Source organism: Sporolactobacillus caesalpiniae (genome assembly GCF_040513385.1).
Lineage (GTDB): Bacteria > Bacillota > Bacilli > Bacillales > Sporolactobacillaceae > Sporolactobacillus.
In genome coordinates this window covers 231,879-251,934 of sequence record NZ_JBEVCB010000006.1, presented here as the reverse complement: position 1 = coordinate 251,934, position 20,056 = coordinate 231,879, and the positions used below count along the sequence as shown (strand labels likewise).

The 20,056-nt window shown below is 41.9% G+C and carries 16 protein-coding genes; 14 read left to right on the top strand and 2 right to left on the bottom strand.

Going from position 1 to position 20,056, the window contains the following annotated elements; all coding sequences use genetic code 11:
• Positions 1 to 73: 73 nt before the first annotated feature.
• A complete protein-coding gene (locus ABWW58_RS13505; RefSeq protein WP_353869615.1) occupies positions 74 to 943 on the bottom strand; it encodes an alpha/beta hydrolase in 870 nt (289 codons plus the stop codon).
• A 149-nt stretch (positions 944 to 1,092) separates the two neighbouring features.
• Between ABWW58_RS13505 and ABWW58_RS13500 the strand changes: the two genes are divergently transcribed.
• The 8 genes from ABWW58_RS13500 (at position 1,093) to ABWW58_RS13465 (ending at position 14,159) form a co-directional block, all read left to right on the top strand.
• The gene (locus tag ABWW58_RS13500; protein ID WP_353869614.1) at positions 1,093 to 2,010 is read left to right on the top strand and encodes a 5'-3' exonuclease; all 918 of its coding nucleotides are present in this window, start codon (positions 1,093 to 1,095) and stop codon (positions 2,008 to 2,010) included.
• A gap of 281 nt (positions 2,011 to 2,291) precedes the next feature.
• Positions 2,292 to 4,238, top strand: a complete 1,947-nt coding sequence (glgB, locus tag ABWW58_RS13495; protein WP_353869613.1) for a 1,4-alpha-glucan branching protein GlgB — start codon at positions 2,292 to 2,294, stop codon at positions 4,236 to 4,238.
• Between the two features lie 41 nt (positions 4,239 to 4,279).
• Positions 4,280 to 5,707, top strand: a complete 1,428-nt coding sequence (gene glgA, locus ABWW58_RS13490; RefSeq protein WP_353869612.1) for a glycogen synthase GlgA — start codon at positions 4,280 to 4,282, stop codon at positions 5,705 to 5,707.
• Positions 5,708 to 6,066: 359 nt separating this feature from the next.
• Positions 6,067 to 7,212, top strand: a complete 1,146-nt coding sequence (locus tag ABWW58_RS13485; RefSeq protein WP_445783443.1) for a glucose-1-phosphate adenylyltransferase — start codon at positions 6,067 to 6,069, stop codon at positions 7,210 to 7,212.
• Positions 7,199 to 8,422: a glucose-1-phosphate adenylyltransferase subunit GlgD gene (gene glgD / locus ABWW58_RS13480; RefSeq protein WP_353869610.1), complete on the top strand. Its 1,224-nt coding sequence runs from the start codon at positions 7,199 to 7,201 to the stop codon at positions 8,420 to 8,422. Before ABWW58_RS13485 ends, glgD begins: the two co-directional genes overlap by 14 nt.
• 252 nt (positions 8,423 to 8,674) lie before the next feature.
• Entirely contained in the window at positions 8,675 to 11,086 is a 2,412-nt protein-coding gene (locus ABWW58_RS13475) for a glycogen/starch/alpha-glucan phosphorylase (RefSeq protein ID WP_353869609.1), read from the top strand.
• A gap of 33 nt (positions 11,087 to 11,119) precedes the next feature.
• On the top strand, positions 11,120 to 12,973 hold the full coding sequence (locus ABWW58_RS13470; protein ID WP_353869608.1) for a glycoside hydrolase family 13 protein: 1,854 nt from the start codon (positions 11,120 to 11,122) through the stop codon (positions 12,971 to 12,973).
• 265 nt (positions 12,974 to 13,238) lie between these two features.
• Positions 13,239 to 14,159 carry a branched-chain amino acid transaminase gene (locus ABWW58_RS13465; protein WP_353869607.1) on the top strand — a complete coding sequence of 307 codons (921 nt, stop codon included), beginning with the start codon at positions 13,239 to 13,241 and terminating at the stop codon, positions 14,157 to 14,159.
• Between the two features lie 56 nt (positions 14,160 to 14,215).
• On the opposite strand, the gene ABWW58_RS13460 is transcribed toward ABWW58_RS13465, so the two are convergent.
• Positions 14,216 to 14,626 (bottom strand): DUF2871 domain-containing protein, encoded by a 411-nt coding sequence (locus tag ABWW58_RS13460; RefSeq protein ID WP_353869606.1) that lies wholly within the window; start codon positions 14,624 to 14,626, stop codon positions 14,216 to 14,218.
• 154 nt (positions 14,627 to 14,780) lie between these two features.
• Here ABWW58_RS13460 and ABWW58_RS13455 point away from each other — a divergent pair, with 154 nt between their 5' ends.
• From ABWW58_RS13455 to plsX, 6 genes are all read left to right on the top strand, one after another.
• On the top strand, positions 14,781 to 15,680 hold the full coding sequence (locus tag ABWW58_RS13455) for an ABC transporter ATP-binding protein (protein ID WP_353869605.1): 900 nt from the start codon (positions 14,781 to 14,783) through the stop codon (positions 15,678 to 15,680).
• Positions 15,673 to 16,917 carry an ABC transporter permease gene (locus ABWW58_RS13450; RefSeq protein WP_353869604.1) on the top strand — a complete coding sequence of 415 codons (1,245 nt, stop codon included), beginning with the start codon at positions 15,673 to 15,675 and terminating at the stop codon, positions 16,915 to 16,917. Before ABWW58_RS13455 ends, ABWW58_RS13450 begins: the two co-directional genes overlap by 8 nt.
• 382 nt (positions 16,918 to 17,299) lie before the next feature.
• Entirely contained in the window at positions 17,300 to 17,647 is a 348-nt protein-coding gene (locus ABWW58_RS13445; RefSeq protein WP_245733969.1) for a PadR family transcriptional regulator, read from the top strand.
• Positions 17,644 to 18,066 (top strand): permease prefix domain 1-containing protein, encoded by a 423-nt coding sequence (locus tag ABWW58_RS13440; protein ID WP_353869603.1) that lies wholly within the window; start codon positions 17,644 to 17,646, stop codon positions 18,064 to 18,066. Before ABWW58_RS13445 ends, ABWW58_RS13440 begins: the two co-directional genes overlap by 4 nt.
• Positions 18,063 to 18,830, top strand: coding sequence for a hypothetical protein (locus ABWW58_RS13435; RefSeq protein ID WP_353869602.1), 768 nt, complete (start codon positions 18,063 to 18,065; stop codon positions 18,828 to 18,830). Before ABWW58_RS13440 ends, ABWW58_RS13435 begins: the two co-directional genes overlap by 4 nt.
• A gap of 155 nt (positions 18,831 to 18,985) precedes the next feature.
• Complete coding sequence (gene plsX / locus ABWW58_RS13430) at positions 18,986 to 19,999, top strand: phosphate acyltransferase PlsX (RefSeq protein WP_093669670.1); 1,014 nt, start codon at positions 18,986 to 18,988, stop codon at positions 19,997 to 19,999.
• Positions 20,000 to 20,056 lie beyond the last annotated feature (57 nt).

The window sequence follows — 20,056 nt, the reverse complement described above, 5'->3', positions numbered from 1 at the left end:
CTCGTTTCCTTTAAAATTTTTATATTCTTTCTTACCAGTGTTAAAAAGTAAGAAGCATCTGCATGGATGCTTCTTACTTTTTTGGTTTAATATGCCATAGGTAACTGGCAATGATTCGATCCACTTGAGGATTTTCATGGAGCATGCTGTGCTGAGCGCTAGGTCCATACACCATTTTTTCCGTATAATGAGCCGGACTGAAAAAATATTTTCCAAAATAGGCACTTTGCAAGGTGACAACCCCATCGCCTTCGTGAGGTTCACGTATTTCCCCAGCAAGTGCAAGTACATCCATATTCTTGGGTAAACGTTGGCGGTGCTGGTACAAATAGCTTTCTTGCTTCAATTTGGAAATGGTGTAGTCATTGTCGTTCTGCGGACCATTGATCCAGTCAAACGGTGCTGCTATCGCTACATATTTCTTTATTGTAGGGTATTCTGCTGGGATCTTAATTTTCTCCAAATAACAGGTAAAAGCTTTTCCTCCCATCGAATGAGTGACGACGTTCACTCGACTGATGCCGTAGTCGCGTTTCAGTATCCGGAAAACATTAATTAGCCAAGCGGCTTGCTGCTCCATTGATTCATGGTTTCTGACGAATAACACCTGAATGAGTGGTATTTTCTGATCGGTTATCTCTCCGGTTAGCTTAACTACACCGTTGGGATCAACCGTTACCACCATTGCCCGCGTTGGTCCGTCATAATTCGCGTGCAGCCGCTCGAACATGGTGCGGAATGAACGTTCCGATCCTTTCCAACCATGAATAAAAACTGTGGGTATTTGCTGCACATTCGGTTTACTTGTTTGTTCCGCGGATGTTTTGGGTGCCGCGCTGGCACTGCGCACTCTATGATCAATGTCCTTGTCATAAGAAAGATTAAATACGAGCATGGCAAGTGTCACAATCAGTGTAAGCAAAAAAATGCGTTTGACTCTCATGATAAATCACTCCAATGATCGATTCATATAAAAAGGGGGCTTTTACTAGCTTAGTGCAAATGGAAGCTTTTTAAAACCAATTCTTTCTTCCATCCGTGAAATAGGTTCATGGTATAATGAATCTAGATTATTTGAAGAGAGGCGTTTTTTTGTCACAGCAACCGCAATTATTACTCGTGGACGGGATGGCACTGCTATTTAGAGCGTTTTACGCGACAGCACCAACCGGACAGTTTATGTTTAACGATCAAGGTACACCAACTAACGGAGTACAGGGATTTCTCCGTCATCTTTTGCTTGCTATTCAAAAACGGAAGCCAACACATATCGCTGTTTGTTGGGACATGGGTTCGAAAACATTTCGTCATCAATTATTCGATGGCTATAAAGCGAATCGCGCAGCGCCGCCAGTGGAAATGGTGCCGCAATTTGATCTTGCAAAAGAAATGATTGACGCTTTTGGTGTTCCGAACATAGGCGTGGACGGTTATGAAGCTGATGATTGTATCGGAACGTTGGCTAAGAAGGCGCAGGATGAAATTAATGTCTCTATCTTGACGGGTGATAGAGATCTGCTGCAGCTGCTTGACCGTCATATTAGCGTGGATCTCCTTCAGAAAGGCTACGGAAATTACCGCAGCTTTAATGAACAACTATTTTGTGACCATTATGGAGTGACTCCGCAGCAATTTATCGAAGTAAAAGCGCTAATGGGTGACTCAAGTGATGGTTATCCCGGTGTTCGCGGCATTGGCGAAAAGACGGCAATCAAGTTAATCAATCAATTTGGTTCCATTGATGCCATCCTTGAACATATCGATCTATTGCCGAATGGACAGCGAAAGAAAATCAGCACAGATTTGAGCATGCTTCATCTTTCACGTCAATTGGCTGAAATCAATTGTGATGCGCCTGTTGCATTAGATTTTAAAGATGCATCCTATACAGGCATCACAGACTCTTTTGCAGAAAAGGTCAACCAATTGGGAATGCGACTGGTAAACTATGAGATTGTTCAGCAAAGGTGGAATAAGAACGAGATACATGTTGCAGGGGATTCTATTTAATCACCAGTGAGTTCGTATTCATAGTTGTGCATGAGTGACAAAGACGGGACAAAAGCCCGCCTTTTATTTTTTTCTAAAAAAATAATTTTGTATTTTCTCTATTTTGACATAAATAGACATGTTTTGGAGAAGGAATTTAACGTTTCCCGTTGAATCATTATGTATAAACGGATAAAAGAGCAGCAATGATCGCAACGATATTTGCTGAATCGAGGAAACAAGTGCGAACGGACTGGAGCATATCCTTCAATCCATAATAATAAAAAAGGACGTGTGGATCAATGTTAACTGTTGAAAATGAGCGGCAACTGTCCCCAAATGATGTTGATCTGTATTTATTTCACGAAGGTACTCTCTTTGAAGGGTACAAGGTGTTTGGCGCGCATTATGAACATGTCGATAACGAAGACGGATTTCGATTCACTGTATGGGCACCGAACGCGCGCGCTGTCTCTGTCGTTGGTGATTTTAACGACTGGGATGCGGGCAAACATAAGATGAAACCAGTGAAACAATCTGGTGTTTGGACAAGTTTTATTGAAGGAATCGGTGTTGAAGAACGGTATAAATTCGCGATTGAGACGGCTTCTGGTTCAATCGTCTTGAAATCAGATCCGTACGCTTTTTATGCCGAAACAAGGCCGAACACAGCGTCCTTGACTTGCCGGATTGATGGGTATAAATGGCATGACAGTAAATGGATGAGACAGAGAGATAAGAAGGATGAATACCATCGGCCGATGGTAATTTACGAATGCCATTTAGGTTCGTGGAAAAAAAAGGAAGACGGGAAACTTCTGACTTATCGTGAACTTGCTGATGAGCTTGTTGATTATGTTTTTGAAAACGGGTTTACTCACATTGAACTCATGCCGATTATGGAGCATCCATATGACCGCTCCTGGGGCTATCAGATCACGGGTTATTTCGCGCCGACAAGCCGTTTCGGCAGTCCGCAGGATTTTATGTATTTCGTCGACACGTGCCATAAACGTGGAATCGGTGTCATATTGGACTGGACGCCAGCTCATTTCTGCCGTGACACGCATGGACTTGGCAAATTTGACGGCACGCCGCTTTATGAACCGTGTGATCCGAAATTGGCGGACCGTCCGCAATGGGGCACATACAACTTTGACTTCAGCAAAAATGAAGTTGTTAGTTTTCTCATTTCTAACGCCCGTTACTGGATGGACGTCTACCATGTTGAAGGGTTTCGAATTGATGCCGTCTCATCGATGATCTATTTGAATCATAACAATGATCTTCCTTTTGATTTGAAGAATAAATATGGCGGCTATGAAAATCTTGAAGCTATTGACTTTATCAAGAAATTAAATGAGGCAGTGTTCATTGAATTTCCATCAGCATTGATGATCGCTGAGGAAGCCACCGATTTTCCGATGGTTTCGAAACCGACTGATGCCGGTGGATTGGGCTTTAATTATAAATGGAACATGGGCTGGGTACATGATATTTTGCGTTATATGTCGCTGGAACCATCTGAACGGCGCTACCATCACAACTTTATTACTTTTTCAATGCTTTACGCGTACTCGGAGAATTTCATTTTGTCTTTCTCGCATGATGAACTCGTTTATGGCAAGCGCTCGTTATTGAACAAAATGCCGGGGGATGAGTGGCAGCGATTTGCGAATCTGCGCGTATTGTATGGCTTTTTTATGACGCACCCAGGCAAGAAACTTTTATTTATGGGTAGTGAATTCGCTCAGTTTGATGAATGGAAAGATTTGGAACAACTTGACTGGAAACTGCTTGATTTTCCAATGCATCACGCATTTCATGATTACGCAGTCGCCTTTAATCATTTTTATCAAGAGACATCTTGTTTATGGCGGCTCGACCATGAGGAGGAAGGATTTGAATGGATTGATGCAGATAATTCAAATCAAAGTATCATCAGTTTCATAAGAAAAGGGAAACGAAAAGGCGACTACTGTGTGATCGTGTGCAACTTCACGCCAAATGTCTATCATAATTTCAAACTTGGGGTTCCGGCAAGCGGGCCATATTTGGAAATGTTCAATAGTGACGCAGAGACATTTGGAGGAACGGGGCAATGCAATCGTAAGTCGGTTGAATCTATTGACGAGCCTTTTCACAATCATCCATATTGCGTGGAAACGACGATTCCGCCGTTGGGGATTAGTATTTTAATGAAAGAAACAAAAAAAAGAAAAACAATGAAGGCTTATGATCAGGTATAACGAAACCGTTCCCCTGAGCCACTGAAAAAGGAGAGAGAGAGATGAATGTGCTTTTTGCCGCATCTGAATGTGTTCCATTTATAAAAACAGGTGGATTGGGTGATGTAGTTGGTGCATTGCCTAAGGCTTTGCAGAAAGAAGGCGTGAACGTAAGCGTTGTCCTTCCGAAATACCAGGATCTGAATCCGGATTTTCAAACACGTTTGACGTACATGAAATATATCTTCGTTTCTGTTGGTTGGAGAAATCAATATTGCGGAATTTATAAACTTGAACAATCTGGGATCAACTATTATTTCTTGGATAACGAATATTACTTCAAGCGTGCAGGGTCATATGGCTATAATGACGATGGAGAACGCTTCGCTTTTTTTTCTAAGGCGGTTCTAGCAGCTCTCCCGCATCTGGATGACCATCCGGATTTAATACACTGCCATGACTGGCAAACGGGATTAATCGCTGTGCTTCTTGATGCACACTTTAGAAAACAGGCTTTTTATAAGGACATTCGAACTGTATTTACGATTCACAATTTGAGATATCAGGGTGTGTTTTCTAAATCAGTGCTTGGTGACTTGCTCGAACTCGATTATTCCTATTTTCACGAAAACGGTCTTGAATTCTATGACAATGTGAGTTACATGAAAGCAGGTCTCGCTTATTCGGATCAGTTGACGACGGTCAGCCGTACCTATGCACGCGAGATTCAAATGCCCTATTATGGCGAAAAACTCGATGGATTTCTACGTTGGAATAGTGGCAAGCTGCACGGAATCGTAAATGGTATTGATAATGAGCTATACAATCCGCAAACCGATTCACAAGTATTCGCTAACTACAGTGACCCGATTGGGAAAAAGAAAAATAAAATCGCGCTTCAAGAACATCTCCGTCTTCCCGTTGATGCGGATATCCCTATGATTGCAATGATTACGCGATTAACCGGTCAAAAAGGGATTGATTTGGTGCTTCGGGTTTTCCATGAAATGATGCATCTTGGCGTTCAATTTGTACTGCTCGGAACCGGAGAACGAAGTGACGAAGACGCGTTTCGTTGGTTAGCCGGTCAGTACTCCGGATCAGTTTCTGCGAATATATTCTTTGACGATGGGTTGGCACGAAAAATCTATGCAGGTTCGGATCTGTTTTTAATGCCGTCGAATTTCGAACCTTGTGGTATTGGACAATTGCTTGCCATGCGCTATGGAAGCTTACCCATAGTCAGAGAAACAGGCGGACTTAAGGATACAGTACAGTCATACAATGAGTTCACCGATGAGGGAAATGGATTCAGTTTTACCAATTACAATGCGCATGACATGCTCTATACGATTGAGCGTGCGGTTCGACTATACAATCACGATCGTTCTAAATTTACAGAAATAGCAAGTCGTGCGATGGAATTAGACTATGGATGGGCACAATCAGCAAAGGAATACATTGATTTGTATGAAACACTAGTCGAGTAACTAATATGAAAGATTATTATAATAAATTCAGAACTTTTTCAATGAAATGTTCCGTATTTCCTGAATTTTGTTATATAATAGTTATTGGGAAGTATATTTTCCATTGGCTACAGGCGAAACGAAGCATGAACTAACATTTGAAAATTTTTAAAAAATGCTTTTAGTCTGTGGTCATTGTTTAAATAACAAGTGAAAGCGATTACATTAATCAGATTGCTTAGAATGTCAGCTTATTTATGTGAAGCGAGATATTTTGAAGATGTTTTCGCTTCATCATTCATAAGATAGATTAAAGACTTTTGACTGACACGAGGGAGGTGTGCGGAAGAAGGTGGGATTGCCATTCTTTTTCCATTATTATGAAAAATGAAATGATTGCAATGATTTTGGCAGGCGGCCAAGGATCTCGTCTTGGAAAACTCACAAGGACGATCGCAAAACCCGCCGTTCCTTTTGGGGGGAAGTATCGCATTATAGATTTTTCATTAAGCAATTGTTCCAATTCGGGGATACGGACGATTGGTGTGGTGACTCAGTATCAACCCCTTGAATTAAACAGTCATATAGGAAATGGATCGTCTTGGGGGCTTGACCATAAGGATGGTGGCGTCACTATTCTACAGCCGCATTCAAGCCTCGACGGAGAAAAATGGTTTGAGGGAACGGCCCATGCAATTTATCAAAATATCAGTTACATTGACAGCCATAATCCGACATACTTATTAGTCCTTTCCGGGGATCATATATACAAAATGGATTATGAGCATATGCTGCATTTTCATAAACGGAAAAAGGCGTCGGCTACAGTTGCAGTGATTCATGTTCCACTCGATGAAGCCTCCCGATTCGGCATTATGAATACAGACAATACAGATCGAATCATTGATTTTGAGGAGAAACCTGAAGTGCCGAAAAGTAATTTGGCATCAATGGGCATTTATATCTTTACTTGGGAAATTCTTCGCCGCTATCTGATGGAAAGCCACGCAACCGGTCAGAATATGGATGACTTTGGGAAAAATGTGATTCCGACTTTTCTAGCCAACGGAGAAAATGTATTTGCCTATTCGTTCACTGGATACTGGAAGGATGTCGGCACGATTGAAAGCCTTTGGGAAGCGAATATGGCTTTTATCAATCCTGATCATGAATTAAATATTCGTGACAAAAGCTGGCGGATTTATTCCAAAAATCCTGTTGCACCACCACACTACATGGCAGCAGGGGCGAAAGTAAAGGAATCGTTAGTCGTTGACGGCTGCTATATTTCAGGTGAAATTAATCACTCTATAATCTCACAAAATGTGAAAATCGGAGCAAATAGTGTCGTCAAGGATTCCATCATCATGGCAAATTCCGTGATTGGGAAGAATGTAACGATTAGCCACGCTATTGTTGGAGAACACGCGGTGTTCGCTGATAATGCTCAAGTTGTCGGTGATCAGTCAATTGAAGTTGTTGGTTATAACGAAATTGTGGGAGGGTTGAATGATGAAGAGAAATAAAATTTGCGGGATACTTAATTTGACGGAATCAAAATTGGTTGCTTATCCGTTGACGCGACATCGGCCAATTGCCAGCCTTCCCTTTTGCAGCAGGTATCGGTTAATTGATTTCCCATTAACTAATTTAACCACAGCCGGAGTGGAAACAATCGGCGTCTTTACAGACGATAATTTGCGCTCAATTTATGATCATGTTCGAAGTGGTAAAGAATGGGGTTTGGACAGTATACATGGTGGATTATTTTTCTTCGCTCAACCGAATTCAGACGGAAACAAGGTTGGCGTAAATCGAGAAGGAGACATTATCAATTACTTCAACAATATCGAATTCTTTGAGAAATCCGAATCCGAATACACTGTGATCATGGGTACACAAATGCTATGTAATATCGATGTAAAAGCGATTTTGCGTCATCATATTGAACAAGGGGCAGAGATAACCGTAGTTTATAGATCGGTAGAGGCTCATGATAATAACGATCATAGGGCATCATGTCTGACCATAGATGAGGACGGCCGGGTACGTGGACTTAAATCATGCGGAATGCATGAAGGAACAGGCAAGCTTTTTATCAATATGGATATTTATATCTTAAAAACCGAATTACTGACGAAGTTAATCCGTAATGTTGTCGCAGAGAATGAACATTGTAACTTAAACGATGTACTTCATCAAGCGGTCATCAATTTACCATCTAATGGTTTCGAATATACCGGATACTTAAAGAATGTCACTTCAGTTCAAGCGTACTATCAAGCAAATATGGATATGCTTCAGGATTCAAATCTGATGGCGCTGCTGAAAGGAAACCAGAGCATTAATACCAAGGTGAAAAACGAAGCGCCAACCTTCTATTCCCGCTCATCGGATGTTCAAGATTCATTGGTTGCTAATGGTTGCATGATCCATGGAGAAGTTGCACACTCCGTTATCTTTCGCAATGTAACGATTGAAAAGAATGCAGTTGTGAACAGCTCTGTGATTATGCAAGGGAGTTCTATCGGCAGCGGAGCGGAACTTCACTATGTCATTCTGGATAAACAAGTACGTATCGAACCGAACACGAAATTAATTGGAACAAAAAATAAACCGATTGTTATTGAGAAAAATTCGGTAATCAGTCGAATTTCCGAAGGTATCCCGTCTATAGTTACAGATACAAAAGATCAGGGAACTGACAGAGAGAACTTCAATCCATTGTTTTCATAAAAATTTGCTTGAATGCGGCTTTTAAATCTTGCCTTTTTTGGCAATGATAGGTTCATAGCCCGTGAAGAAAGCCGCGGCTTTCCGTCATCAAGAATAGTAACTTCAGAAACAGCCGGACAGAATAAACAGCCTTTTCAATGCAACTAAGAACATTATGATAAAAGAGTTGCAAGATCAGAGGCGTTCGCGGCTGTTTTTGATTATCAATTTACATTTTTTTAATAATAATGATGTGCTAAGGATGATAATGTTATGGATCTATCGAAGCGTAAGTTCAAGGATGACTTTAAGAAAATGCTGACAGAAGTCTATTCAATGGATATTACTGAATCAGAGTTAACGGAACAATTTTTTACATTAGGGAATTTGATCCGTTCGTACTCGTCAAAGAACTGGAGCCGGACAAATCAGCACTACAGTGAGAAGAAGGAAAAACAGGTCTATTATTTTTCGATGGAATTTCTCCTTGGACGAATGCTGAAAAGTAATTTATTGAATTTAGGCATTTTGGATACTGTGCGGAGCGCTTTACAAGATCTTGGAATTGATCTTGAAGAACTTGTGCAGATTGAACCGGATCCAGGACTCGGAAACGGTGGGCTAGGTCGTTTGGCAGCCTGCTTTATTGACTCAATGGCAACAAGTGAAATACCGGCACATGGCAACGGGATCCGCTTCAAATATGGTTTATTTAAACAAAAATTTGTCAACGGATATCAGGTGGAACTTCCTGAAAATTGGCTGCAGAACGGAAACGTGTGGGAAACACGAAAAATGCATGCCGCAGTTACGGTGCGTTTCTATGGAAAGGTTTGGCTGCAGCAAACAGACAAAGGATTTTTAACCCCTCATTATGAGGGGGCTCAGGAGGTGTTGGCCGTACCCTATGACAGCGCGGTAATTGGCTACAAAAATAATGTTGTCAACACATTACGCCTGTGGTCTGCTGAATTACCTCCACAGGATGACATTTCCGACTACTGGGCCTATATTCATCAAAGAAATCAAATCGAGAGCATATCTGAAGTTCTATATCCCGATGATTCTACGTATGAGGGCAGGTTGTTGCGTTTAAAACAGGAGTATTTTTTTGTTTCCGCAGGGATTCAGAGTATTATACGTCATTTTAAAAAGATGCATCTGCATATGAATCATCTAGCCGAAAAAGTGGCGATTCATATTAACGACACCCATCCAGCACTCTGTGTTCCGGAGTTAATGCGCATTTTACTAGATGAAGAGCATATGGACTGGGAACATGCTTGGAATGTTACCGTCAATGTGATGAGTTACACGAATCATACCATTATGTCTGAGGCGCTTGAAAAATGGCCAATCGATATGATTAGCTCGTTACTTCCGCGTATATATCAGGTTATCTGCGAAATCGATCGTCGGTACACCATGAAAATGGGCACCTTGTTTGAACCTGCCATCATTGATCGAACGCAGATTATTGAAGGTGGGCATGTGAAAATGGCGCATTTGGCAATCATCGGCAGTCACAGTATTAATGGCGTTGCCCAGCTTCATACGACCATTCTTAAGGAGAAAGTGTTGCACGATTTTTTCCTTGTTTATCCGTCGAAGTTCAATAACAAAACTAATGGGATAACGCAACGCCGTTGGTTGATGCTTGCCAATGAACCGCTCCGCGATCTTATCAATCGCAAAATTGGGAATGAATGGGAAACAATGCCAACTGAATTAAAAATGTTAAAAGCGTTTCGTGATGATAATGATACATTGCTTGAACTCGCGCATATCAAGCATTTGAATAAAGAACGTTTCGCCGACTATGTTCAAGAGACAATGGGATTGGCTATAAATCCTGATGCCATTTTTGATGTTCAGATCAAACGACTTCACGCGTATAAAAGACAACTGATGAACTTATTGCACATTCTCAGTCTGTATTTCAAACTAAAAGATAATCCTGCAGCGGACATTCAGCCACGGGTGTTTATCTTCGGTGCCAAGGCTGCGCCAAGCTATACTTATGCCAAACAAATTATAAAGCTCATCAATACAGTAGCTGATCTGATTAACAATGACTCGTCTATCGAGAATAAGTTAAAGATTGTCTTTGTCGAGAACTATGGGGTGTCATTGGCAGAGAAAATCATACCTGCGGCAGATGTCAGTGAACAAATTTCACTTGCTTCGAAAGAAGCGTCAGGAACAAGTAATATGAAACTAATGCTCAATGGCGCAATCACTCTTGCCACGCTCGACGGCGCAAATGTCGAAATTAAGGAGCGCGTCGGTTCTGAAAATATTGTGATTTTTGGTTTGCGAGAAGAGGAAGTCTACCAATATTATCATGATGGTTCCTATCATTCACGCAGCTACTATGAGAATAATCCGGTTCTGCACAGGGTACTGGATGCATTGATTGATGGAACCATTCCCGGAATTGTGGCTGAAGGGCACTCAATATTTGATTCATTGGTCCAATACGGCGATGAGTATTTTGTGCTTCGTGATTTTGACGCGTATGTCGCTGCTCAGGAACGAATTGATTCTCTCTATCGTGACATGTTGAAATGGCAACGTATGGCATTGATCAATATCGCTGGTGCGGGAATTTTTTCATCCGACTATACAGTGCAGCAATATGCGAACCAGATTTGGGATGTGTCGTCAAACGCTCATCTGAAATGAGGCTTTTTGGTTTGAGAAAGAGGGAGTTGCTTCATGGGAGTTCCAAAGGTATCTTTTAATTCATGGTCTGAGGTGTTCAGACGTCCGTTTGGAGCGGTAAAGACGGGCAGCAGCATTTATTTTTCAATTAAGGTTGGCAACATTGATGTCATCGAAGTGGATTTAATGGTTCAAAGGGACGGAGAACAGGTGCAGGTGCGTCAAATGGCGCCATCCTCAGAAAAAGAGGATATGTACTATGTGAAACTAACAACTGAAAGTCCTGCACGTCTCTATTTTTATCACTTTAGAATTATTTATCAGGAAGATTTGCATGAAAAAATAATTTATTATGGAAAGTCGGAAGATAATTATGGCGGAGAAGGACGATTAGTTTCAGACCTTTCTCAGATTGAACAGTATCAAATTACGTGTTTCAACAAATTGGATCCTGCACCCGACTGGTATGTCAACGGAGTAATCTATCATATTTTCATCGATCGATTTTCCAATGGTGAACGCAATCATCGCGTGCTGAATCCAAAGAAAAACACATTTATCTACGCAACTGAAGAGGATCTTCCCTATTATATTCGCGATAAAAACGGAGACATCGTTCGTTGGGATTTCTATGGGGGTAATCTGAGCGGGATAATAAACAAATTGCATGATTTAAAGCTGCTTGGTGTCACGATACTTTATCTGAGTCCGATCTTTGAAGCGAGCAGCAATCACAAATACGATACAGCAAACTATAGGCGTATCGATCCGATGTTTGGTGATCGGAAGACGTTTGACAAGCTAATCAACAAGGCACGTCGATACGGCATTCACGTCATTCTCGACGGAGTGTTTAATCATGTCGGGGCTGACAGCATCTACTTCAACCGTTTTGGAACGTATGGAAATACCGGTGCATACAAGGATCAATCGTCTCCATACCGAGATTGGTTCACCTTTCATGGCGATCAAGATCATTATGACTGTTGGTGGAATATCTCGGATCTGCCAACTGTTAATAAAGAGAAGGAAAGCTACCGAAAATTTATTTACGACGCTGAAGACAGTGTCGTGGATACCTGGTCGGCGTCTGGAATCGGCGGTTGGCGGTTGGATGTTGCCGATGAATTAAGTGATGATTTTATCGCCGGAATTCGAAAATCGCTCAATCGGCATGAAGAAAAAGATGATCACAAGGTACTTATTGGCGAGGTCTGGGAAGATGCGTCAAATAAAATTGCATATGGCAAAAGGAGGCATTATCTTGAGGGCGGTATGCTTCATGGCGTGATGAACTATCCGTTTCGCACACTAATCATCGAGTTGATTAATGGAAAAATAAACGCGCGACAAGCTGCTCGTGCGGGCTTGACGTTGAAATCCAATTATCCGAGCGACACTTTATTTGCCAATATGAACAACATAGGTACACATGACACAGAGCGTATTTTGACAGTGCTTGACAACGATGAAAAGAAGCTGCAGCTGGCCATTTGGCTGCTGATGGTTTTACCTGGAGTTCCATGTGTGTATTACGGTGATGAGGCCGGTCTCACGGGAGGTAAAGATCCGGATAATCGTCGTTTTTATCCCTGGGGCAGGGAAAATCGAAAAATAGTGACGATATTCCATGAAGCGATCCAGGCGCGTAGAACGGATGAGAATATGCAGACAGGAGATTTCTATCCATTTTCCATAGGCGCTCTGTTTGGCTGCTTGCGTCTGCGTTCGACAGAAAACTATACTGTATTTCTCATGAATCCAACTATGGATTCGGTTGATTTGGATATAAACCAATTTATTGATGAGACGCGCGGTAATCTCATTCGTGGTTGTCTGCAAAATGTTTTCTCTGCTACGAAGCAGCTCAACGCACAAGCGTTTCAGATTCTAAAATCAAATGAATGAATTGTATCAAACACTTAGTAAGGTTTAGTAGTAGTAAACCGCTAACTGCTGTGAAAAAATGAAAATCGTTCAAAAAACTTGCGAGTTGGCAAGTTTTTCTTAAAATATTTCTTTTTTCGAAAATATCACTGTTTATTTATGTTATTATATACGTACACAAAAAAAGGCAGAAGATTTTGGAGGTCTTTTCGGACGATATAAGAGAGTCCAAGACAAAACCGACTGAATGTTCTGTTACTATCAGAAACGCAAGGAGGAGTTTACATTGTCAGAGTCTTATGTATATTATCAAGGGAAAATCGTGAAAGAGGACGATGTGAAAATCAGCGTCCGAAGCAAGGCCTTTAATTATGGCCTTGGCGTATTCGAAGGCATTCGCGCTTATTGGGATGATGAAAAACAACAGCTGTATGGTTTCAAACTCAAGGAACACTATGAACGGCTGAAGGAATCAGCTAAGACAGTTAACTTGGATTTTGATTTTTCAGTAGATGAACTGATCGAAGGAACAATCGCACTTCTTAAAGCAAACAACTGTAGGACAACTACATATCTTCGTCCAATCGTTTATAACGATGCCCTGGATATCGGACCGACACTGGATGTCAAAGATGCTAAGGTTGTTATCTACACACAACCGTTAAACAAATATGCAGGAAAGTCGGAACTGAGTGTTGGTGTCACGTCATGGAAAAGAATCTCGAACAACCAACTTCCGCCACGTACAAAAGCAACGGCAGCCTATCTTAACTCTGCACTGGCTGCCCTTGAAACAAAGCGTGCCGGATTTGATGAAGCGATCTTTTTAACTGACGGCGATCATGTCTGTGAAGGTTCAGGAGAGAATATCTTCATATTCCGTAAGGGCAAATTGGTTACACCGCCACCGGCAGACAATATTCTTGAAGGCATCACACGCGATCTTGTCATGAAGCTTGCGAAAGAAGAATTGGGACTTGAAGTTCAGGAACGCAGTATCTCGAGATCTGAACTTTATGTCGCAGACGAAGTGTTCTTCAGCGGAACCGCGATGGAAGTTACCCCTATCGTCGAAGTTGACCACCGAACAATTGGAACCGGTCACGAAGGCGAAGTGTGCAAACAGATTAAGGAATTGTTCTTTGGGTTGACTGTAGGAAAGAATCCAAAATACGCAGAATCATGCACGCCGGTATACGATAAATAATTTAAAAAATGCCATATAAAAGCAAAATAAAAAAGAGAGGGAAACTCCTCTCTTTTTTATTTTGCTTTTTCAAAGAGTACGTCTTTGAGAATGATGAAAAAAAGTACGAAACCGATGGTTAGGACAATATGCCCCATTCCCGCCATTCCGGCGATTGCGGGTCCGGATGAGATGCCGAGCACGTCTCGTGTTCCATGAATGACCATAATCGTGATCGTCCAAACAACGCCGACATTGTAGGTCCAAAAAAATAACGCAAATCGCTTGCTCGCGGTAAGGACGAAGACTTTCTCCATAACGATCAAGATAAGGAAAAAGAACATGCCGAGAATTAGTAAATGCGTATGCAGAATTGACAGCATGGACTCGCCATGAAAATTCATCGCTTTGGTTAACTCACGATAATAGATACCGGAGACAAGCCCTGCAATCATGTAAATAAGTGCGGCCACATATAATTTTTTCATAATAAAAATCCTCCATAAATATGTACGTTCTCTTTTATTATAGCTTGTTTGAGTAATATGGTGAGTGATTTGCATCGGGATAGAGGCTCTTGTTACACTATTAATTGGGGATAAGAGGGGAAAACGAACTTTTAATCGTAAAGCGAGGGAAACAATGACATTAACCATCGAACATTTAAGCAAACGTTTTCAAGAATTTGTTGCGGTCGACAATCTGAATTTTATGGCTAAACAAGGTGAAATCTTTGGACTGATCGGTCAAAATGGTGCCGGGAAGACAACAACCTTTCGGATGATCCTCAATTTAATTGCTCCAACTTCCGGTGCAATTAAATGGGAAGGTGAATCGGTTCATACGCTTAATCGGGATTGGATCGGCTATCTGCCAGAAGAAAGAGGCTTGTATCCTAAAATGACTGTGGGAGATCAATTATTGTTTTTTGGGCAGCTGCGCGGCAAATCAAAACGAACGTTGAAATTAGAGATCAATGAATGGCTTGAGCGATTTGAATTGACGGATAAACGAAAAGTACTTACAGAGACACTTTCAAAGGGGAATCAACAGAAAGTGCAATTGATTGCCAGCTTGATCCACAAGCCCCGCCTGCTGATCTTGGACGAACCGTTCAGCGGACTTGATCCGGTCAATGCTGGTTTGCTTAAGAATGCGATTATCGCATTGAAAAAGCAGGGGACAGTAATCATTTTTTCCAGTCATCGGATGGATCATGTTGAGGAGCTGTGTGATCATATCTGTCTTTTAAAGCGAGGAAAATCACTGTTTTCAGGAGCGATTATTGATTTGAAAAAGCAGTATGGAAAAGTCAATCTTACCGTTCGCGGTCCATTTATGACATCCAATTTGACCGGACTTCCTGGTGTGATCTCTGCATCGGAAGAAAAGGACACGTATCGGCTGATTTTGTCACATGAAGATGATGCACGTCCGATTTTTAAAACGTTGACGCAAGACGGATTTATCGAACGCTTCAGCTTGGACTATTTGTCGCTTGAAGAACTCTTTAAACGGAAGGTGGCGGGCGAGAATGTCTAAATTTATGCTCTTATTTTCACAATCTTATACGAGTAAATTGAAAGCAAAATCCTTTTATATTACAACACTCATCATGCTGATCGGTGTCGCGTGTTTTTTTCTCTGGCCGACAATAAGCGGGTGGTTCGCAACTGCGGATAAACCGCTTAGCATTGTCATTGTTGATCAAACAAAAGAAACCGCTGCATCGTATTTTAACAGCAATAAAAGAATCAGCTTTAAAACATCTAATCTTTCCCTTAAGGAAGAAGAGAATCAAGTGCTGAAGGGGAAAACAGATGCTTTGCTCCTGCTGTCTTTAAAAAACGGTGATCAATTGAATGCAGAGCTGCAAACGAAGAAACCGCTTGAGCTTAACAATCAGCAGATGCTTGAACAGCAAGTACAATCCGCAAGCCAGCTGTTTACCATCCAGCAACTCAAGCTCACCGCTGATCAGGCGCAGCGCATCATGAATCAGAACGTACAATTGAGTCAAAAAGTCATATCCCAGGCAGCAGAGAAAGGGAAGACGAGTGAGGAGAAGACAACCGCGACAATTGTATCGTACGCTGTCGCTTTCATTATCTATTTATTCGTCCTTTCTTATCTCTCCATCATTTCGTCTGAAGTAGCCGCAGAAAAGGATTCGCGGATTATGGAAATCATTATTTCCAGCACGTCACCAGTGGTGCATCTGCTGTCTCGGGTCAGCGGTGTTCTCGCATTGGCGATGACCCAATTTGCTGTTTTGATTGCTGCGGCGCTGATCATGGCTCGCAGCTTTCAATCAGGGAAATACTGGAATCTGCTGAACGATCTCTTTTCATCGCTCACTGCAGGCTATACGGCATACGCTATTTTCTTTTTCTTCTTTGCCTGTGTGCTTTACACGTTGATGGGTGCTGTGCTTGGATCACTCGTTAATAAAGTACAGGATGTCGGTCAGGCAGTGATGCCTGTTACCATGATGCTTATGGTCGGATTCTTTATTGCCATCAGCGGTATGAGCAATCCGGATACCTTGCTGATTAAAATTTTTTCCTATATTCCATTCACCGCCTCGATGATTATGCCCATGCGAATCGGAGCAACAGATATGAGTTTATGGCAGGCTTTACTTTCACTGATGATTCTCGGTGGAACTATAGTCGGACTTTTCCTATTTAGTTTGCGGTTCTATCGCGGTTCGGTGCTCACGTATGCAAATGGTTCTTTTATCAAGAAAATCAAACAAGCAATTCTACTCTCCAAATAAGATCAAGGATTGGAAAAATTCTTTCCAATCTTTTTTTGCAAGTAAAGAAAGTTTATTATTTTGCACGTTTTCAAACCAATAGACCAGTGTCTTGGCCGAGAATCAAAGCGGAGGTACGAGGGCGCCTGCGGGAGCGTCTTTGTTGATCGCGTGCCAGCGAGAGACCCTGCAGATTCCTGCCTGTCTGAGGAGGCTCGCGGTGCGCCCGCGGCAAGCGAGCAACCGAAGCGACGATTCAGCACTGAAAAGACATAAAACCATCACACATGGCTGGAGATTAAGGACCGGGCGCTTTTTGCCCGGTTTTTCTAAGTGAAAAAATTACTTTGACACATAGAGTAATCGATGGTAGTATTACTATAACAGATAGAGTAATGATCTATTGATATGGGGTGGTACTATTCGCAGCGACATTTTAAGAGGGCATCTGGACTCGATTATTCTTCGGCTTCTTAAGGAGGCAGATTCATACGGGTATGAACTTTCAAAGAAAATCAGTCAAAAGAGTGACGGAAAATTTGAAATTAAAGAGGCAACACTTTACGCCGTTTTTCAACGATTGGAGAAAAAGCAGTTAATCGAATCGTATTATGGGGAACGGTCTCATGGCGGGAAACGAAAATATTATCGAATTACGCCACTAGGAAAAGCGTACTTTCATGAGATGGTCAAAGAGTGGCGAGAAGTTAAATACATTATGGATCTATTTATGGAGGAGATTGGTGAATGAAGCGTCTAACAGCTTATATTAATAAACTTTTTGAAGAGCTTCCTAGAGGTGAACAGACAGAGAAAGTAAAGGAAGAGATTATCCGTGATCTAGAAGAAAAGGTGGCTGATTTAGTAGAAGAAGGCAAATCGGAGGAAGATGCGATTAATAAAGTCATTGTCGAATTTGGCGACATCGACGAAATCAAGCAGGAAATGGATCTACCAGATTTTCCAAATAACCACAAACCAGAATTCGCGCGACTAAATCTTGGCTATTCTTTGTGGGAAAGTGGTCTAATTATTGCATTAGTCCTATTTATCAATTATTATTATACGCCACATACAATCTGGTTTATTTATCCGGCATTCGCTGTTGCGTGGTGGCCGCTTTCTATGTTCTATCATTTACACCGAAAAAAATTGGAGGGGAAAGGATGAATCGATCACTGCGCGAATTTATTGCATTGGGCAGCATCATGACCGGCATCTTTCTTCTAACGGTCAATCTGTTTACAGGTGTTTCGAGTTTTTGGGCTATTTATCCTGTCGCCTTATTACTTTGCCCGCTTGTATGGGTGCTTACCAATGATAAGAAAAAAGGATCAATCGTTACCTCTAGTTTGTTTGTCGCATTTTGCATCATACAAAATTTGTTAGAAACACCGCACTATTTCTGGGTTGTCTATCTCTTGCCACTCGCAGTTGCTTGGCCCACTATTGTCTGTGCAGGTATGGCTGCTCTGAGACGCTCATTTTCGTATTACGTCAGTGTTTCGGTAATTATGTATTATGTTATGCTCAATATCTTTTTTGAACCACGTTTCCCTTGGTGCATTTTTCCAATTTTTGCCCTTGTCTGGTGGCCGCTTAGCATAAGTCTTGCGAGTCGTCCGCGAATGCTCGGCGTGCTGGGGGCAGGATGGACAATCATTTTTTTTGCAGTGCTGAACATGATCACGACGCCGGATCTTCTTTGGGCGATTCATCCGATTTTTGTTACTATTTGGTGGCCGTTGAGTGTCTATTTGGCGAAAAAACCTTTTCGATTCGCAGTTGTTGGTGCAGTACTCACCATTACATACTTTTCGATCATCAATTATATGCTCACGCCGGACCAATTGTGGGCTGTGTATCCGGCATTCGCTATTGTTTGGTGGCCATTATCTGTTTATTATTTTGTCAAACGTCCAGTGGAGGCATAACATTTCGAAACATAAGCACATTTTTTGAAACATAGTTTGGACAGAAGACGTATTAAGTGATACAGTGAGTCGAGAATCAATTATAATGATGTACGGAACGATAAACATTAGAAAGTACAGGACGGAATGTTTTTTAATAAAGGAGAGAATAAATGATGAGGTTAGCTATTGATGCTATGGGTGGAGATCACGCTCCTGATGCAATGGTGGAAGGAACATTGAAGGCGCTGAAAGAATTTCCGGATCTTCAGATCACTCTTGTTGGTGATAAGGATAAGTTAGTGAATTTGGTTGGTGAACAGAATCGAATCGATATTCTGCACACAACAGAGAAGATCGAAGGTACAGATGCGCCGGTTCAAGCCGTTCGAAGGAAAAAACAGGCATCAATGGTTTTGGCAGTTCAGGAGGTTCGTGAAAAACGTTGTTCTGCCGCTATCTCTGCCGGAAATACCGGGGCACTGATGGCATCCGGATTATTCGGTGTCGGGCGTATTAAAGGAATTGATCGGCCTGCGCTTGCCCCAACGTTACCTACTATTCATCAGAATAAAGGATTTTTGTTTCTTGATGTCGGGGCAAATGCGGAAACAAAGCCGGAGAATATGTTGCAATACGCGATCATGGGAGCAATTTATGCAGAGAAAGTGATGCATCGTCCCAACCCAAGAATTGGCCTTCTGAATATCGGTGAGGAAGCGGGAAAGGGAAATGAACTGGTGAAAGAGGCCTATAAGCTGTTGAGTAATGCGCCAATCAACTTTGTCGGCAACGTGGAATCACGTGAGCTGCTTGAAGGTCCAGCCGATGTGATTGTGGCAGACGGATTTTCGGGCAACATGGTGCTCAAGAGTATTGAGGGTACGGCTATGTCATTAATGAAGCTGCTCAAGGAAACGCTAGGCAGCTCTCTATATACAAAAGTACTGACCGGTCTCATGTACGGGAAATTAAAATCTGTGAAGCAGCATATGGACACATCAGCATATGGCGGCGCGCTTCTCTTTGGCCTTGCGGCACCAATTATTAAAGTGCATGGCGCGGCTAAGAGCGAAGCCGTGTATACGGCGATTAAACAAGCACAGTTGCTGATTAAAGAAGATGTGGTTGGAACCATTGAACACACGTTCCATGATAAGCAGTATGACTGGATGAACAGTAAGGTCTGATAGATGTTAAAAAAACTCGGCGCCTGCCGAGTTTTTTATTTTTGAATTAATTCACAA

Excerpts from the sequence above, each read along its gene's own strand:
- ABWW58_RS13435 (WP_353869602.1), top strand. The coding sequence starts at position 18,063 with ATGAATCGATCACTGCGCGAATTTATTGCATTGGGCAGCATCATGACC.
- glgB (WP_353869613.1), top strand. The coding sequence starts at position 2,292 with ATGTTAACTGTTGAAAATGAGCGGCAACTGTCCCCAAATGATGTTGAT.
- plsX (WP_093669670.1), top strand. The coding sequence starts at position 18,986 with ATGAGGTTAGCTATTGATGCTATGGGTGGAGATCACGCTCCTGATGCA.
- ABWW58_RS13455 (WP_353869605.1), top strand. The coding sequence starts at position 14,781 with ATGACATTAACCATCGAACATTTAAGCAAACGTTTTCAAGAATTTGTT.
- ABWW58_RS13505 (WP_353869615.1), bottom strand. The coding sequence starts at position 943 with ATGAGAGTCAAACGCATTTTTTTGCTTACACTGATTGTGACACTTGCC.
- ABWW58_RS13450 (WP_353869604.1), top strand. The coding sequence starts at position 15,673 with ATGTCTAAATTTATGCTCTTATTTTCACAATCTTATACGAGTAAATTG.
- glgA (WP_353869612.1), top strand. The coding sequence starts at position 4,280 with ATGAATGTGCTTTTTGCCGCATCTGAATGTGTTCCATTTATAAAAACA.
- ABWW58_RS13475 (WP_353869609.1), top strand. The coding sequence starts at position 8,675 with ATGGATCTATCGAAGCGTAAGTTCAAGGATGACTTTAAGAAAATGCTG.
- ABWW58_RS13440 (WP_353869603.1), top strand. The coding sequence starts at position 17,644 with ATGAAGCGTCTAACAGCTTATATTAATAAACTTTTTGAAGAGCTTCCT.
- ABWW58_RS13485 (WP_445783443.1), top strand. The coding sequence starts at position 6,067 with ATGAAAAATGAAATGATTGCAATGATTTTGGCAGGCGGCCAAGGATCT.
- glgD (WP_353869610.1), top strand. The coding sequence starts at position 7,199 with ATGAAGAGAAATAAAATTTGCGGGATACTTAATTTGACGGAATCAAAA.
- ABWW58_RS13460 (WP_353869606.1), bottom strand. The coding sequence starts at position 14,626 with ATGAAAAAATTATATGTGGCCGCACTTATTTACATGATTGCAGGGCTT.
- ABWW58_RS13470 (WP_353869608.1), top strand. The coding sequence starts at position 11,120 with ATGGGAGTTCCAAAGGTATCTTTTAATTCATGGTCTGAGGTGTTCAGA.